Consider the following 15,717-nt stretch of genomic DNA (forward strand, 5'->3'; position numbering starts at 1 on the left):
TACCGCTTTCCTATATGGCACGCGGCACTGTGTTATTCAAGCATCACACTTGATTCGCCCTGCCCAGCACCGGCGCCAGCCAGGCCGACAGGATCAGCTGCGCCATATGATAGACAAGGATCGGCACGAGCACCATGCCCGCGACCGCGGGCGGAAACAGCGTCGCGGCGAGCGGCGCGCCGACCGCGATGCTCTTTTGCGCCCCCGAAAACAGCAGGGTGATCCGGTCGGGGCGCGCCAGCTTGAGCAGCGCGCCGAACCCCCACGCCCCGCTGAACGCCAGCGCCAGCAGCACCCCGACGACGCCGAACACGATGGCGATCTCGCGCGCGTCGAGCAGGCTCCAGATGCCCGCGACGACCGCGGCCGAAAAGGCGACATAGACCGCGATCGCGATTGCGGTCCGGTCCATGACCGTCGCCAGCCCCTTGTGCGCGAGAACCCACGGCCGCAGCCAGCGCTGCACCAACTGCCCCACGATGAAGGGCAGCAGCAATATCGCGACGATCCGCAGCACCGCTTCGCCATGAATCTCCCCCGCGCTCCCGGCGAGGCCCGCGAACAGCAAGGGCGAGGCGACGACCCCGATCAGGTTGAGCAGCGCCGCCGCGACGACGCTCGCCGCGACATTGCCCCCCGCCATCGAACTCGCGGCGGTCGCCGACTGGACGGTCGAAGGGAGAATGCCGAGGAACAGGAAACCGAGCGCCAGCGTCGCGGGCAGGAAAGATGCGGTCGCCGCCTGCGCGGTGAGTCCGAACATCGCCATGATCCCGAAACAGAAAGCGAGCGCGCCGCCCTGCAATTTCCAGTTGCGGATGCCGTGCAGCACCTCGTCGCGCGGCAGGCGGACGCCGTTCAAAAAGAATAGAAAGACGATCGCCGCGGTCGAAACGCCCTGCGCCACGGGCACCGCCGCGCCGCGCACCGGCAGCAGGCTGGCAAGCAGGATCGTCGCGAGGAGCAAGGGCACGAAGCGGTCGGGGAAGATGCGGGAAAACATGGGGGCCGCGATGGCGGGAGAGGGCGAGGTTGGCAAGCCACGATCCTCCCTGTCGCGAAGCGATGGGGAGGGGGACCACCGAAGGTGGTGGAGGGGCTGCGGCCTTGCGCCAGCCTTTGAAGGCGTCGGCCCCTCCGTCAGCGCCCCGCGCCGCCACCTCCCCATGGCTTCGCCACAGGGAGGATTGGCTTGGCCGCGAACTTAGCTAAACCCGCCCCATGAACCTCCTCATCCTCGCCGCCCTCCCCGAAGAAGCCGACGCCCTCTTCCCCGGCACCAGCACCCCGATCCATGGCATTTTTCCCGTCCGCCGCCTCACCGCCCACGGCCACAATGTCACCATCGCCACCTGCGGCCTAGGCAAGGTCAACGCCGCGCTCGCCGCCGGCCTCTTCGCGACCGACGCTGACATCCTCCTGATGTCGGGCACCTGCGGCGCGCTCGGCGCCGAACCCGGCCGCGCTTATTGGCTCGCCGAGGCGGTGCAGCATGATTATGGCGCGAACGAACCCGGGCTTTTCCGCCGCTACCGCGCCGGCGACTGGCCGATGGGCGAAGCGGGCGAAGCGCATTTCGCCGCGATGGCCGACCCCGGCCTCGGCCTGCCGCATGCGCGCATCGCCAGCGGCGACAGCTTCGTCGCCTGCCCCGACGCCGCCGCAGATTTGAAGGCCAATCTCGGCGCGACGCTCGTCGACATGGAGGTCGGCGCGGTCGCACAGGTCGCGGCGCGCCTCGCCAAGCCCTGGGCCGCGATCAAGGCGGTCACCGACGATGCCAATGACACAAGCGGCGGCGATTTCCAGGCGAACCTCGTCCGCGCCGCGCGGGCTGCGGGGCAGGAGGTCGAGCGACTGGTCGCGATGCTGTGAGGCGCGCGCTGGTCGCCGCGCTGCTGTTGATCGTCGCCGCGGCCGCCGGCTGGGCGCTGCTCACCCGCTCGGTCGCCCCGATCATCGGCGTCGCGCCGCAAAAGGACGCCGATCTCTTCGCCGCCTGGCGCCTCGGCGCCGCGAAGGATGATGTCGTGGGAATCGAGACCTATCTGAAAAGCCGGGGCGTCGGCGACGTCCTGCCGCTCGCCGACATATTGCGCAGCGACGCGCGCTGGCGCCGCTGCAAGGCGGGCCAGCCCTTCGCCGTCCCGCCGCGCGTGCTTTGGCCCGCGATGGTGCCGACCTTGCGCTATATCCGCGATGAGCTGGTCCCGGTCACCGGGCCGGTGCGTATCGTGTCGGGTTATCGCGACCCCGTCGCCAACAGCTGTTTCAAGGGCGCGAAGGCGAGCCGCCACCTCCGCTTCGCGGCGCTCGACCTCGAACCGGTCGCGCCGCTGTCGCGCGACGATCTGATCGCGCGCCTCTGCCCGCTCCACACCCGCACCGGCGCGCGGTTCGATGTCGGGCTCGGCATCTACGCGGTCACCCGCTTCCACATCGACACCGCCGGCTATCGCCGCTGGGGCGCCGACTATCACGCGGCGTCGTCGCCGTGCCAGACTCTGACCGTTCCACCCCGCCCGTCACCCCGGACTTGATCCGGGATGACGAACGGCGGCAAACGGCCAAATAGCGCGTCGCAAAAATCGGGCTTCGGCAGGCGGCCAAGGCGCGGTAAGTCGGCGCATGCGAATCGAAGGCAATTATAAAGACGATGGCTATGCGACGATCCGGGGCCTGATCCCGCCGGAGGTCGCCGCGAACCTGTTCCGGCAGATTGAGCTCGACCTGTCGGCCGCGGGCAAGAGTTTCGACACCTTTGCCAAGCCGCACCCGCTCTCCAAAAAGCAGACGATCGACATCTCCGGCCATTTCTACCGGCCGCTGACGACCTTTTTGTGGGGCCTCACGCCGATCGTCAGCGAACTGACCGGGGCGGACCTGCTGCCCAGCTACGACTATTTCCGCATCTATGGAAAGGACGACATCTGCCGGGTCCATTCGGATCGCCCCTCGTGCGAGCACAGCGTGTCGCTGACGCTCGTTTACAGCGACGGCGTGCCATGGCCGCTGGAGGTCGGGTCGGTGCCGGTGAAGGGCGAGGGGCCGTGCGTCGACGATTTCGGTGACGAACCCTTTACCGCGGTCGAGATGCAGCCCGGCGACGCCGTACTCTATCGCGGCATCGACCTGCGCCACGGTCGCATGACGCCCAATCCCAACCAATGGTCGGCGCATCTGTTCCTGTTCTGGGTGGAGCGCGGTGGCCCGTTCGAGCAGCATGCCTTCGACGAGCAACGCCTGCGGTCGGAATTGAAGCGCGTCAGCAATCTGGACGTCTGAGCGCGGCGCCGGAACCCCGAACGCAGCCTGTGCCGGATGAAAGCGGACAGCCCGCCCACCCCTCACTCATAACTCAAATGCGTCGCTTTCCCGCGAAAGATCCAGTGCGACAGGATCGAATATCCCAAAATCACCGGCAGCACGAACAGCGCGCCGATCAGGATGATGCTCAGCGATTCGGGCGACGCCGCCGCCTGCCAGATGTCGAGCCGGTCGGCGATCAGATAGGGGTAGAAGCTGTAGGCGATGCCGACGAAGCCGAGCGCGAACAAGATGCCCGCGGTCGCCAGCGGCACCCATGACAATTCGTCCTTTTCGCGCAGTGGCCGGCGCAGGAAGATCGCGAGCCCGGCGAACAGCGTCGCGGCGGCGATCGGGATCGGCAGCAGCGCGATGATCTCGGGCAGGCGGAACCAGCGTTCGAAGATGCGCTCCGACAAGAGCGGCGTTGCGATCGAGATGATCGCCATCGCCAGCGCGGTCAGCCACAAAGTCACCTCGGCCCAGCGCACCGCGCGCTTCTGCAAATCGCCCTCGACCTTGTAGACCAGCCAGCAGGCGCCGACGAACAGGTATCCCGCGACCAGCCCGAGCGCCGCGAGCAGGCAGAACAATACCGACGACAGGCTCTGGTCGAACCCCAGCACATAGGCGCCGAGCATATAGCCCTGGCACAGCGCGGTGAGCAAAGAGCCATAGAAAAAGGCGGCGTCCCAGCGATGCTTCTGCTCGGGCGGCGCCTTGGCGCGGAATTCGAAGCTCACCCCGCGCAGGATCAGCGCAACCAGCATCAGCACGACCGGCAGATAAAGCTGGGTCAGGATCAACCCGTGCGCGACCGGAAAGGCGACGAGCAGCAACCCGATGCCGAGCACCAGCCAGGTCTCGTTCGCATCCCAGAACGGCCCGATCGACGCCACCATCAGGTCGCGGTTCGCGTCCTTCTCCAGCCGCGTCAGCATGCCGACGCCGAGGTCATAACCGTCGAGGATGACATAAAGCAGGATCGACAGGCCCATGAGGCCCGCAAAGATCACCGGCAGCCACCAGGGGTCGATGAACGGCGTCATGGCGTCACTCCCTCTTCTAGCGGTTCGGCGGGGCCGGGGGCGGCACCGGGGATCGGGAACATCGGCTTCGCGTCGGGCGCCGCCTTGCCGAGCCGCGCGAGGCGGTAGAGCACCGCGATATAGGCGGTCAGCAGCACGACATAGACCGCAAGATAGAGTGTCAGCGACCCCGCGACCATCGCGCTGCCGACCGGCCCGACCGCGTCCTTGGTGCGCAGGATGCCGGTGACCAGCCAGGGCTGGCGTCCGATCTCGGTGACATACCAGCCCGCGAGCGTCGCGACCCAGCCGGCAAAGGTCATCGCGACGAGCGCGCGCGCGTACCAGCGCGGCAATCTGTCGACCCCGCGCCGCCAGATATTCCACGCGCCGAACCACGAGATCGCCAGCATCAGCACCCCCAGCCCGACCATGATCCGGAATCCCCAGAACAAGGGCGCGACCGGCGGATGGTTGCCTTCATAATCGTTGAGTCCCGGAACGACGCCTGCGGCCTCATGCTTCAGGATCAGGCTGGCGCCCGACGGCACGGCGACTTCCAGATGGTTGGTGCGCGCTTTCTCGTCGGGGATCGCGAACAGCACGAGCGGGACATGGCTGCGCGTCTCCCAATTGGCCTCCATCGCCGCGATCTTTTGCGGCTGATGTTCGAGCGTGTTGAGCCCGTGCATGTCGCCGACGAAAATCTGCACCGGGATCAGCAGTGCGGCGGCATAGAGGGAGGCTTTCAGCGTGCGCCGCACCCCTTCGCCGCCGCCGTCGCGCAGCCAGCGCCACGCCGACATACCCGCGATCAGGAAGGATACGGTGAGTGCCGAGGCGAGCAGCATGTGCATCAGGCGGTACGGCATCGACGGGTTGAAGACGATCGCCCACCAGTCGGTCGCATGGACGACGCCATCGCGGATCTCATAGCCGACCGGGGTCTGCATCCAGCTGTTGAGCGCGATGATCCAGAAGGCCGACAGCGTCGTGCCGCCCGCGACCAGGCATGTGGCGAGCGTGTGCACCCAGTTCGGCACGCGGCTGAACCCGAACAGCATGATCCCCAGGAACACCGCCTCGAGGAAAAAGGCGGTCAGCACCTCATAAGCGAGCAACGGCCCCGCGACATTGCCGACCTTTTCCATATAGCCCGGCCAGTTGGTGCCGAACTGGAAGCTCATCGTGATGCCCGAGACGACCCCCATCGCGAAACTCAGCGCGAAGACCTTCACCCACAGGCGGTACGCGTCCATCCACGCCGCGTTGCCGGTGCGGTTGTACGCGAGTTTGAAGCCGAGCAGCGCCCAGCCCAATGCGATGGTGATCGTCGGAAACAGGATATGGAAACTGATGTTCGCCGCGAACTGGATGCGCGCGAGGATCAGCGGGTCAAGTGCGTCCATCGTCGTCTGCTACCCCCCGTTTGTGTCGAGCGAAGTCGAGACACCCTTCCCGCGGCCAAGCATGCGGTCCTTGAACTCGAGCGCTTTTACCACACGCTCGCCGAGCCGCAAAAGCTGGAGCAGCCGTTCGGTGTCGAGCCGCTCCATCTCGGCATACCAGTCGGTGAGCAGCTCGATCTGTTCGTGCATCGCCGCGATGCGTTCCTGCGCGAAGCGGTCGGCGGGGTCGGTCGCGGGCTCCATCAGCAGCGCGCGCAGCGTCGTCAGCGTCGGGTCGATCTCGCGTTTCTTGCGCTCCTCGACGAGGGTGCGGAAGATCGCCCACACGTCGCGCGGGGTCGCATAATAGTCGCGCCGGTCGCCGGGCAGGTGCTTCAATTGCACCAGCCGCCAGCTTGCGAGTTCTTTCAGCCCCATCGAGACGCTGCCGCGCGACAGCCCCAGCGCCTCGCTGATCTCCTCGGCGTGGCGCGGACCGTCGGCGAGGAACAGCATCGCATAAATCTGTCCGACGGTGCGGTTGATCCCCCAGCGGCTCCCCATCTCGCCGAAATGCAGGACAAAAGCCTGCGCTAGCGGGGAGAGCCGAAACGGCGGCGATGGAGAGTCGGGGGCGGAGGAGGGATCCACGCGACTCGTATAGCGCGAATTTCTGAAGTTTCAATAATAATTGAAACTTCTTCGGCGCGCCCCACGCTTCGCAACACCTTCGCCAACTTCGGCAATTTCGTTGCGCTGCAACAAGGCTTCTGCTAGGCGCGCGCCGATCGCGGCAGCCACTGCCGCTCCCTCACAATCAAGGCCTTTCCGCATGTCTTTGCGCAATATCGCCATCATCGCGCACGTCGATCACGGCAAAACCACCCTCGTCGACCAGCTCTTCCGTCAGTCGGGCACCTTCCGCGATAACCAGCGCGTCGAAGAGCGCGCGATGGACTCGAACGATCTCGAAAAGGAACGCGGGATCACCATTCTCGCGAAGTGCACCAGCGTCGAATGGGGCGAAGGCGCCGACCTGACGCGCATCAACATCGTCGACACCCCGGGCCACGCCGACTTCGGCGGCGAGGTCGAGCGTATCCTCTCGATGGTCGACGGCGTCATCCTGCTCGTCGATGCCGCCGAAGGCCCGATGCCGCAGACCAAGTTCGTCACCGGCAAGGCGCTCGCGCTCGGCCTCAAGCCGATCGTCGTCGTCAACAAGATCGACCGCAGCGACGCGCGCGCCGCCGAAGTGCTCGACGAGGTGTTCGAACTGTTCCTGACGCTCGAAGCCAATGACGAACAGCTCGACTTCCCGATCCTCTACGCCTCGGGCCGCGGCGGTTTCGCGTCGGACAGCCCCGACGCGCGCGAGGGCACGCTCGAGCCTTTGTTCAAGACGATCGTCAGCCACGTCCCGACCCCGGGCCTGCCCGAAGACGGTCCCTTCACCTTCCTCGCCACGCTGCTCGACCGCGATAACTTCATCGGCCGCATCCTGACCGGCCGCGTCCAGTCGGGCACCGTCAAGGTCAACCAGCCGATCCACGCGATCGACATGGACGGTAAGGTGATCGAAACCGGCCGCGCGTCGAAGCTGCTCGCCTTCCGCGGTCTGGAGCGCGTTCCCGTCGAGGAAGCGCGCGCGGGCGACATCGTCGCGATCGCCGGGCTTTCGCAGGCGACCGTCGCCAACACCATCGCCGACACCAGCGTCAGCGAACCGATCGCCGCGCAGCCGATCGATCCGCCGACGCTGTCGATGCGCTTTGCGGTGAACGATTCGCCGATGGCGGGCCGCGAGGGTAGCAAGGTCACGAGCCGCATGATCCGCGACCGCCTGTTCCGCGAAGCCGAAACCAATGTTGCGATCCGCATCACCGAAAGCGCCGACAAGGACAGCTTCGAAGTCGCGGGCCGCGGCGAACTCCAGCTCGGCGTGCTCATCGAAACGATGCGCCGCGAAGGCTTCGAACTCGGCATCAGCCGCCCGCGCGTCCTCTATGGCGAGGACGAGGCCGGCAAGCGCACCGAACCCTATGAAACCGTCGTCATCGACGTCGACGACGAGCATTCGGGCACGGTCGTCGAGAAGATGCAGGTCCGCAAGGCCGACCTCACCGACATGCGCCCCTCGGGCGGCGGCAAGACGCGCATCACCTTCTCGGGCCCGTCGCGCGGTCTGATCGGCTATCATGGCGAATTCCTGTCCGATACGCGCGGCACCGGGATCATGAACCGGTTGTTCGAGAAATATGGCCCGTACAAGGGCAATATCGCCGGCCGCCAGAACGGCGTGCTGATCTCGAACGGCAATGGCGACGCCGTCGCCTACGCCCTCGGCCCGCTCGAAGAGCGCGGCATCCTCTTCGTCTCGCCCGGCGAGGCGCTCTATGAGGGCATGATCATCGGCGAAAATGCCAAGCCCGACGATCTCGAGGTCAACCCGATGAAGTCGAAGCAGCTCACGAACTTCCGCTCGACGGGCAAGGACGACGCGATCCGCCTGACCCCGCCGAAACGCATGACGCTCGAACAGGCGATCGCCTATATCGACGACGACGAAATGGTCGAAGTGACCCCGAAGAACATCCGCCTGCGCAAAGGCCTGCTCGACCCGCACGAGCGCAAAAAGGCCTCGCGCAAGAAAGAAATGGCGTAAAATTCGAACCGGCGGCCCCTCAAAAGGCCGCCGGTTTTCTTTTGGGCGGCGGCGGCTTGCATCGCCTGCCGCTTTCGGGGAAGCTGCCTCCCTGGCTTGAAGGGGACCCCATGGCGATTGCGGTCGATACGGCACCCGGCGACGGAGCGAAGCTGATCCTGCCCGCGCGGCCCGAGCCGCTGATCGTCGATCCGGCGACCACCGCCGTCGTCGTGATCGACATGCAAAATGCCTATGCGTCGAAGGGCGGCTATGTCGATCTTGCCGGTTTCGACATTTCGGGCGCTGCGGGAGTGATCGGGCGGATCGTGCAGGTGCTGGGCGTCGCGCGCGGCGCGGGCATGCCGGTGATCTATCTGCAAAATGGCTGGGACGCCGACTATGTCGAGGCGGGCGGGCCGGGGTCGCCGAACTGGCACAAGTCGAATGCGCTGAAGACGATGCGCGCGCGGCCCGAATTGCAGGGGCAGCTTCTGGCGCGCGGCGGGTGGGATTATGAGCTGGTGGAGGCGCTTGCGCCGCAGCCGGGCGACATCCGGCTACACAAGACGCGCTATTCGGCCTTCTTCAACTCACAGCTCGACAGCACCCTGCGGTCGCGCGGCATCCGCACGATCGTCTTCGTCGGGATTGCCAGCAATGTCTGCGTCGAATCGACGCTGCGCGATGCGTTCCACCTCGAATATTTTTCGGTGATGCTGGAGGATGCGACGCATCATCTGGGTCCCGATTATGTGCGCGACGCGACCGTCTATAATGTCGAAAAATTCTTTGGCTGGGTGAGCAATGTCGCCGATTTCTGCGGCAGCATCGGCCAGCAACCCCAGGGAGATGAATAGTGCCGTTCGAACCGATCAACCCGCCGCAATTCCCGACCCCGATCGCGCCCTATTCGGCCGGCGCGAAGGCCGGGAACACCGTCTATGTGTCGGGCGTGCTGGCGCTCGGCGAGGGCGGGGTGGTGCTCCATATCGGCGACGCGGCGGCGCAGACGCGGCATATCCTCGATGTCATCCGGATTACCCTCGAGGCCGCGGGCGCGACGCTCGAGGATGTCGCGATGAACCATATCTTCCTCAAGGACTTTGCCGATTATGCGGCGTTCAATGCGGTCTATGCCGACTATTTCCCGGGCGCCAAGCCTGCGCGCTACTGCATCAAGGCCGAGCTGGTGAAGGCCGACTGCCTCGTCGAGATCGCGAGCGTCGCGCACATTGGCTGAGGCGGCGGGCCTCTATTATGAACTCCACGGGCCGGAGGATGCGCCGCCGCTGATCCTGTCGCCGGGGCTGGGCGGATCGGCCAGCTATTGGACGCCCAACCTCGCCGCACTCGCGGCGGATTACCGCGTCCTGCTCTACGATCATCGCGGGACGGGGCGCAGCCGTCGCGATTTGCCGCCCACGACGTCGGTCGACGACATGGCGGCCGATGTGATCGCGTTGATGGACGCGCTGGATATCGGGGAGGCGAGCTTCATCGGCCACGCGCTTGGTGGCATGCTCGGGATCGAACTGGCGATCATGACGACGCGGATCGACCGGCTCGTTGTCGTCAACGGCTGGCGCACGCTCGACCCGCATACCGCGCGCTGCTTCGACGTCCGGCTCAACCTGCTGCGGGGTAGCGGCCCCGCCGCCTTCCTCCATGCCCAGCCGCTGTTCCTCTATCCGCCCGACTGGATTTCGGCGCATGATGCCGAACTGGTCGCCGAGGCCGAACGGCAGCTCGCGCATTTTCCCGGCGCCGCGACGGTCGAAAAACGCATCGCGGCAGTGCGCGCCTATTCGCCCGCTCTGATCGACATGACCGCGACGCCGGCATGGCTCGTTATCGCGACGCGCGACGATATGCTCGTGCCGCTCGCCAGCGCGCTCGATGTCGCGGCGCCGGTCGGCTGGGCCGAAACGCACATCTTCGATTGGGGCGGCCACGCCTGCAACGTCACCGATCCCGAGAGTTTCAACCGCGTCGTCCTCGATTTCCTCAGGAGATAAGCCATGCAAGTCGGCGTCTTTGTTCCCATCAACAACAATGGCTGGCTGATCAGCGAAAACGCGCCGCAATATATGCCGAGCTTCGACCTCAACAAGGCGATCGCGCAGGCCGCCGAGCGGCACGGGCTCGATTTTCTGCTGTCGATGATCAAGCTGCGCGGCTTCGGCGGCAAGACCGAATTCTGGGAATATGGGCTGGAAAGCTTCACGCTGATGGCGGGGCTCGCCGCGGTGACCGAGAAGATCAAGATCTATGCGACCTGCCCGACGCTCGTCATCCCGCCCGCCTTCGCGGCGCGGATGTGCAACACGATCGACAGCATCAGCCATGGCCGCTTCGGGCTCAATCTGATCACCGGCTGGCAGCGCCCCGAATATAGCCAGATGGGGCTGTGGCCGGGCGACGAGCATTTTCGCAACCGCTACCAGATGCTCGACGAATATGCCCGCATCCTGCGCGAATTATGGGAAACGGGGCGGAGCGATTTCAAGGGCGACTATTACCAGATGGACGATTGTCTCGTCCGCCCCACGCCCGAAGGCGACATGAAGATCATCTGCGCCGGCTCGTCGGACGAGGGGCTCGCCTTCTCGGCGCAATGGGCGGATTACGCCTTTTGCCTCGGCAAGGGGGTGAACACCCCGACCGCCTTCGCATCGAACAACGAGCGGCTCGCGGTCGCGACCGCGGAGACCGGGCGCGACGTGTCGGTGTTCGTGCTGGTGATGATTATCGCCGCCGAGACCGATGAGGAAGCGATGGCGAAGTGGAAGTCGTATAACGACGGGGTCGATGTCGATGCGATCTCGTGGCTGATCGATCAGGGCGGCGCCGACAAGCACAACAGCACGACCAACGTCCGCCAGCTCGCGGCGCCCGAAGGGGCGGTGAACATCAATATGGGGACGCTCGTCGGCAGCTATGCCAGCGTCGCGCGCATGCTCGACGAGATGGCCGAAGTGCCGAACACCGGCGGGGTGCTGCTGACCTTCGACGATTTTCTGGAGGGGGTCGAAGCGTTCGGGACGCGAATCCAGCCGCTGATGAAGAGCCGCGGCGGCTGACGGTCCATCTTTCCGCCACAAACGGGCAGCACATTCGGCGCGGGAGGAGTCGCCATGAAAACATCGATATGGATCATCGCGCTCGCGGCAAGCTGCGCCGCTCCGCTGCATGCCCAGACGGTCGGCCCCGCGCCGCACATGAATGGAATCGGCCCGGTTGAAATGGGTGGCTTTGCGGGCGCGCGCATCCGCATCTCGCTGGGCGGAAGTGGACGCGAGAAGCCGATGATCCGCGCCGGCCTGACCATCGCGCCGATGCAGCATAGCGGCGGCAGCGACCTTCGCAGTCCCAACTGGCGGATCGGCGAGGGGCTGGAGTTCGGCTTTCGCGGCGATGATTCCGCACCGCAGCTTTCGCTCGCGGGGCTGCGGCTGACCCCGGCGCGCTACACCCCCGGCGGGCGGCCAGCGGACAAAAACCGCAACAATCTGTCGGGCGGCACGACGACGGCGCTGGTCGTGGTCGGCGTGCTTGTCGTGGTGGGCGGGGCGCTCGCGCTTTCGGCCAGCGGCGACCCCGATAACTGCACCGGCGGCGAGTGCAACAACAACTGATCGTCCGGCAACCGGGAGTGCGCGAAACCCAGCCCTTGCGTTCGAGCTTCGCGAGCGACTTGCCCTCCTGTTTGAGGAGATCGAAGGCGAAGACGAGGCGCCCGGTCTCGCCGTCGATCGGGCAGGCGCTGCCAGTTTGGCAATGATTTTCGACGCAAAACCGGTCGGCAAACACCCATGCCGGCCCTAATGGCAAAGGCCGCTTAACCCTCTTTTCACGGGCAAGACCTAGGACGGGCTGCGAGGGACCACTCGAAACTGGGCGGCCCTATGCATATGGTCCATGAAATGCGGCGACTGCGCGCCGAACATGCGGCCCTCGCCACCCTTTCGCGCTTCCTGATGGATATCGCCGCCGCGCCGCAGCCGCCGCGCCCGACCGAACTCGCCGCGGTGCGCGGCATGTTTCGCGACACGCTGGTGCGTCACCTGAAATGCGAGGACTGGGTCCTCTATCCGCGGCTCCTGGCGAGCGGCGATGCCGCCCTGAAACGGCTGGCGGGCGAATTCGTCCACGAGACGGGGCATCTGGCCGAAGAGTTCATGGCCTATGACGCGCGCTGGACGGCGGAGAATGTCGCCGGCGACTGGCCGGGTTTCTGCCGCGAAACCGAGGCGATACTCGACGCGATCGGAATGCGGATCGAGCGCGAGGAGGCCGATCTTTATCCCGCCGCCGAGCGGCTCGACACAGTGCAGCGTCGCACCGCGCGCGCCTGACGGCCATTCCGCGGCCTAGCGATCGCGGTTGGTCACCAGCGTAAAGGGCGCCCAGCTCGCCGGATGCGCCCAGTGCGGCTGCCATCCCTCGACCACCGACCCGTCGGCGCGCTTGCCGGTGCGCACCGCCTCCATCGCCAGCGCGAGCGCGGTCGCCGGGGTCGCGTCCTTGTTCGCGAGCGCTTCGACGGTCAGTGCCGCGGTGGCGTCGTCCGCGACGCGCCAGTGGCTCGCCAGCAGATTGCCCGCCCCCGCATAGAGGAAGCTGCGCGCAAGGCTCGACAGCGATTCGCCGCTGGCGCCCGCCTCCACCCCGGGGGTCGCGGTGTTGCACGCCGACAGCACGACCCAGCGCGCCGACAGCGACAGCGCCGCCGCCTCGCTGGCGGTGAGCAGGCCGTCGTCGGTCGCGCTCGCCTTGCCCGGCGGGGTGAGGACGAGACCGGGCTCGGACCCGGTGCCCATTTCGCCGGGGAGCAGCCCGTGCGTCGCGAACACGACCGCGATCGCGCGGGGCAGTTCGCGGTCGGCCTTGACCGCCGTCTCGGTCGCGTCGCGGCCGAGGCGGACGCCGCCACCGCGTGCGATCGCCGCCGACAGCCTGGTCAGTTCGGTGACGGTGCCGGGCAGCGGGTCGAGTTTGCGGAGCTTGTCGACCGACGCCATCGTCTTGTCGCCGCTCGCCAGCGTCAGCCCGCCGCCGCGCACCCCGACGCCGCCACGCTTGCGCAGCGTCCCGTCGGCGCCCCGCGCGCCGGCCTTGCCGTTGCCGACGAGGGTCGGCGCGCCATAGGCGACCAGGTCGGGACGGCGCGAAGCGGGCAGCGCGCCGCTTTCGCGCGAGGCGAGCGCGAGCGCGCTGACCGAGGGCAGGGTGACGAAGCGATAATGTTTGGCGAGCCAGTCGGTCGCGGCAAGGTCGGCCTCGGCGCCGCTTTCGGCCTCGCCCTCCGGCTCGCTCGCGACCAGCGCAGCGAGCGGCAGCCCCGCCACCGGCCCGCTCGCGACGGTGTAGATGCGTCCGCCTTCGGGCAGCGCGGCCGCGACCGGAGCGATCAGGCGCTGGTAGAGGCGCCAGGCCGCCGCACGGTCGTAGCGCGGATAGCGTTTGTCGATCGGGCTGGGGCCGCCCTTGTCCTCGGCGGCGACCAGCGCGTCATAGTCGGGCAGCGAGCAGGTATTCTCGTCGATCCGGCATTTGAGCCGCGCGACGTCGGCGGCAACGGGCGCCGCGCCGTCGTCGAAGCGGTGCCACCGCGCGCCCTGCTTCGAAATTGCGAAAGCATAATGATGCCCCTCCGACGGCAGCAGCATCAGCACCGCCTCGTCGGGCTCAAGCAATGCCTGCACCGCCGCAACGTCGATTGCCTTGGGGGTGACCAGCGTCGCATAGTCGGGAAACTCGGCGGCGATGCGCGCGTCGAGCGGCGCGAGCCGCGCTGCCGCCGCATCGAGTTCGGAGCGGAGCGCTCCTGCCTTGGCCTCGTCCTTGCCGAGCGCCATGTCGCGATAGCGCTGGTTCAGCGACACCACCGCCTGCGCGGTGTCCTGTCGCTGGCGAACCAGTTCGCCGAGGGAGCCGGTGCCGGCCAGATTGCGCGCGGCGGCCTGGTTGATCGCGTCGCCGGCATCGGTGAGCGTCAGGTCCTGCGCCGCGAGAAAGGCCTGATCCATGGCGCTATCCTGATTGCGCGCGGCCCAGCCGGCGAACATCACCATGTCGAAGGCGCCCGATTGCGGGTTGCGGCGGGTTCCGCGCGCGACCGCTTTCGCCAGCGCCGCCACGGCAGGATTGGCGTCGTCGGTGGCCAGCCCGGCCTCGCGCCGCTGACGAAGCCGGTCGGCGGCGTCGATCGCCGCCGTCAGCCCGTCGGCCTCGCGCCCCTTCACCTGCGCGCGCGCGCGGGCGAGGGTGGTGAGCAGGATGATCGTATCGGTCTTGGCGTCGTACCAGCCGCCGCCGCGTTCGGCCGCGAGTTGGATCGGCAACGCCTCCTCGAAATAGGGCAGGGATTCTTCGGCCTTGCCCTGCCCGAGCAGTGCGAGCGCGAAATTATAGCGCGATTTCTGGGTGCCGATGTCTTCGCGGCCCTGCAGCCGTTCGCCCTCGGTCGCGGCGATGCGCCCCGGCCCCTCGGCGGCGGCGAAGCGGCCCGCTATATTGCGGTAATAGCTGATCTGGTTGTTCGCGAACTGGCGCTGATAGTCGTTATATTCGGGACCGGCCAGCATGACGAGCAGCGCGTCGAAAGCGCGATCGGACTCCTCGTCGCGGCGCACCAAATTCAGGGCCTCGGCATAGCGCAGTTGCAGTTCCCAATTGTCGACCGTCATCCCCGCCGCCTCGAGCTCGGCATAGGTGTCGTCGAGCGCGCGCGCGACCTCGGCATAGCGGCCCTGTTCGAGCAGTTCGCGACCATAGATTTCGAGGCTGACGCGGGCGCTGCGGGCCGGGGATGTGGTCAGCAGGCCATGTTCGGCGGCACGGCGATGGATCAACCGCGCGTGCGCCAGCCGCTCCTCATAAGACAGGCCGAGGCTCATCCAGTCGAGGAAGAATAGCTCGCTCTCGACGTCCTTGGCGGCGGCTGCCCGGGTGGCATAGCCGCGCATCTTGTTCGTCACCCGCTGGTAATCGGCATCACCGGGGTCGCGGTCGTCGCGAAAATAGATCCACAGCCCCGTGTCGGCGCTGAACGCGTTCCGCTCCGATAAGCGGTTGCGATATTGGGCGACGAGGTCGACGAGCGCGAGCGCGGCCTGAACCTGCTCCTCGCCATTTGCCTTTTCGAACCGGGCGATCACGTCGGCAACCAGCGTGTTCGCCGCCTCGTCGCACGGGCCGCCGTTGTCGGCGGGGCAGGGGGGCAGTTCGACCGCGAAGGCCGGCAGGGTCGATGCCGCGAGCATCGCGGCGCTAAGGGCGAAACCCGCCCGGCGTATCGTCATGGTTCATTCCCCGATACGCGACCCGGACGTGCTCATGCCAAGCT

15 protein-coding genes are annotated in these 15,717 nt (G+C 66.8%); 10 read left to right on the plus strand and 5 right to left on the minus strand.

The genetic code is table 11. The features are described 5' to 3' along the window. Positions 1-43: 43 nt before the first annotated feature. A complete protein-coding gene (locus tag ASD67_RS06915) occupies positions 44-1,003 on the minus strand; it encodes a bile acid:sodium symporter family protein (protein ID WP_056345192.1) in 960 nt (319 codons plus the stop codon). 218 nt (positions 1,004-1,221) lie between these two features. Between ASD67_RS06915 and ASD67_RS06920 the strand changes: the two genes are divergently transcribed. From ASD67_RS06920 to ASD67_RS06930, 3 genes are all read left to right on the plus strand, one after another. Further along, positions 1,222-1,875 carry a 5'-methylthioadenosine/S-adenosylhomocysteine nucleosidase family protein gene (locus ASD67_RS06920; RefSeq protein WP_056345194.1) on the plus strand — a complete coding sequence of 218 codons (654 nt, stop codon included), beginning with the start codon at positions 1,222-1,224 and terminating at the stop codon, positions 1,873-1,875. Beyond that, positions 1,872-2,540: a D-Ala-D-Ala carboxypeptidase family metallohydrolase gene (locus ASD67_RS06925; RefSeq protein WP_056345197.1), complete on the plus strand. Its 669-nt coding sequence runs from the start codon at positions 1,872-1,874 to the stop codon at positions 2,538-2,540. Before ASD67_RS06920 ends, ASD67_RS06925 begins: the two co-directional genes overlap by 4 nt. An 88-nt stretch (positions 2,541-2,628) precedes the next feature. Beyond that, a complete protein-coding gene (locus tag ASD67_RS06930; protein WP_056345200.1) occupies positions 2,629-3,285 on the plus strand; it encodes a hypothetical protein in 657 nt (218 codons plus the stop codon). A gap of 62 nt (positions 3,286-3,347) precedes the next feature. Here the strand turns inward: ASD67_RS06930 and ASD67_RS06935 are convergent, their stop codons facing one another. Genes ASD67_RS06935 through ASD67_RS06945 form a run of 3 tightly spaced genes read right to left on the minus strand, consistent with a single transcriptional unit; the run spans position 3,348 to position 6,286 of the window. Next, on the minus strand, positions 3,348-4,355 hold the full coding sequence (locus ASD67_RS06935) for a cytochrome d ubiquinol oxidase subunit II (RefSeq protein WP_056345202.1): 1,008 nt from the start codon (positions 4,353-4,355) through the stop codon (positions 3,348-3,350). Continuing rightward, on the minus strand, positions 4,352-5,743 hold the full coding sequence (locus ASD67_RS06940; RefSeq protein WP_056345204.1) for a cytochrome ubiquinol oxidase subunit I: 1,392 nt from the start codon (positions 5,741-5,743) through the stop codon (positions 4,352-4,354). Before ASD67_RS06940 ends, ASD67_RS06935 begins: the two co-directional genes overlap by 4 nt. A 9-nt stretch (positions 5,744-5,752) precedes the next feature. After that, positions 5,753-6,286 carry a GbsR/MarR family transcriptional regulator gene (locus ASD67_RS06945; RefSeq protein WP_056345207.1) on the minus strand — a complete coding sequence of 178 codons (534 nt, stop codon included), beginning with the start codon at positions 6,284-6,286 and terminating at the stop codon, positions 5,753-5,755. 268 nt (positions 6,287-6,554) lie between these two features. On the opposite strand from ASD67_RS06945, the gene typA reads away from it, so the two are divergent. The 7 genes from typA (at position 6,555) to ASD67_RS06980 (ending at position 12,724) form a co-directional block, all read left to right on the plus strand. Next, positions 6,555-8,387: a translational GTPase TypA gene (gene typA, locus ASD67_RS06950; protein WP_056345210.1), complete on the plus strand. Its 1,833-nt coding sequence runs from the start codon at positions 6,555-6,557 to the stop codon at positions 8,385-8,387. A 110-nt stretch (positions 8,388-8,497) separates the two neighbouring features. Next, entirely contained in the window at positions 8,498-9,226 is a 729-nt protein-coding gene (gene rutB / locus ASD67_RS06955; RefSeq protein WP_056345213.1) for a pyrimidine utilization protein B, read from the plus strand. Next, the gene (locus tag ASD67_RS06960; protein WP_056345218.1) at positions 9,226-9,609 is read left to right on the plus strand and encodes a Rid family hydrolase; all 384 of its coding nucleotides are present in this window, start codon (positions 9,226-9,228) and stop codon (positions 9,607-9,609) included. The genes rutB and ASD67_RS06960 overlap by 1 nt, the downstream gene beginning before the upstream one ends. Next, positions 9,602-10,384, plus strand: a complete 783-nt coding sequence (rutD, locus tag ASD67_RS06965; protein ID WP_056345221.1) for a pyrimidine utilization protein D — start codon at positions 9,602-9,604, stop codon at positions 10,382-10,384. The genes ASD67_RS06960 and rutD overlap by 8 nt, the downstream gene beginning before the upstream one ends. 3 nt (positions 10,385-10,387) lie before the next feature. Then, the gene (gene rutA / locus ASD67_RS06970; protein ID WP_056345225.1) at positions 10,388-11,449 is read left to right on the plus strand and encodes a pyrimidine utilization protein A; all 1,062 of its coding nucleotides are present in this window, start codon (positions 10,388-10,390) and stop codon (positions 11,447-11,449) included. A gap of 54 nt (positions 11,450-11,503) precedes the next feature. Next, a complete protein-coding gene (locus ASD67_RS06975) occupies positions 11,504-12,004 on the plus strand; it encodes a hypothetical protein (protein WP_056345227.1) in 501 nt (166 codons plus the stop codon). A 288-nt stretch (positions 12,005-12,292) separates the two neighbouring features. Continuing rightward, positions 12,293-12,724 carry a hemerythrin domain-containing protein gene (locus tag ASD67_RS06980; protein WP_162248552.1) on the plus strand — a complete coding sequence of 144 codons (432 nt, stop codon included), beginning with the start codon at positions 12,293-12,295 and terminating at the stop codon, positions 12,722-12,724. 15 nt (positions 12,725-12,739) lie between these two features. Here the strand turns inward: ASD67_RS06980 and ASD67_RS06985 are convergent, their stop codons facing one another. Next, positions 12,740-15,673: a CHAT domain-containing protein gene (locus ASD67_RS06985; protein WP_056345233.1), complete on the minus strand. Its 2,934-nt coding sequence runs from the start codon at positions 15,671-15,673 to the stop codon at positions 12,740-12,742. Positions 15,674-15,717 lie beyond the last annotated feature (44 nt).

Source organism: Sphingopyxis sp. Root1497 (assembly GCF_001427085.1).
GTDB lineage: Bacteria > Pseudomonadota > Alphaproteobacteria > Sphingomonadales > Sphingomonadaceae > Sphingopyxis.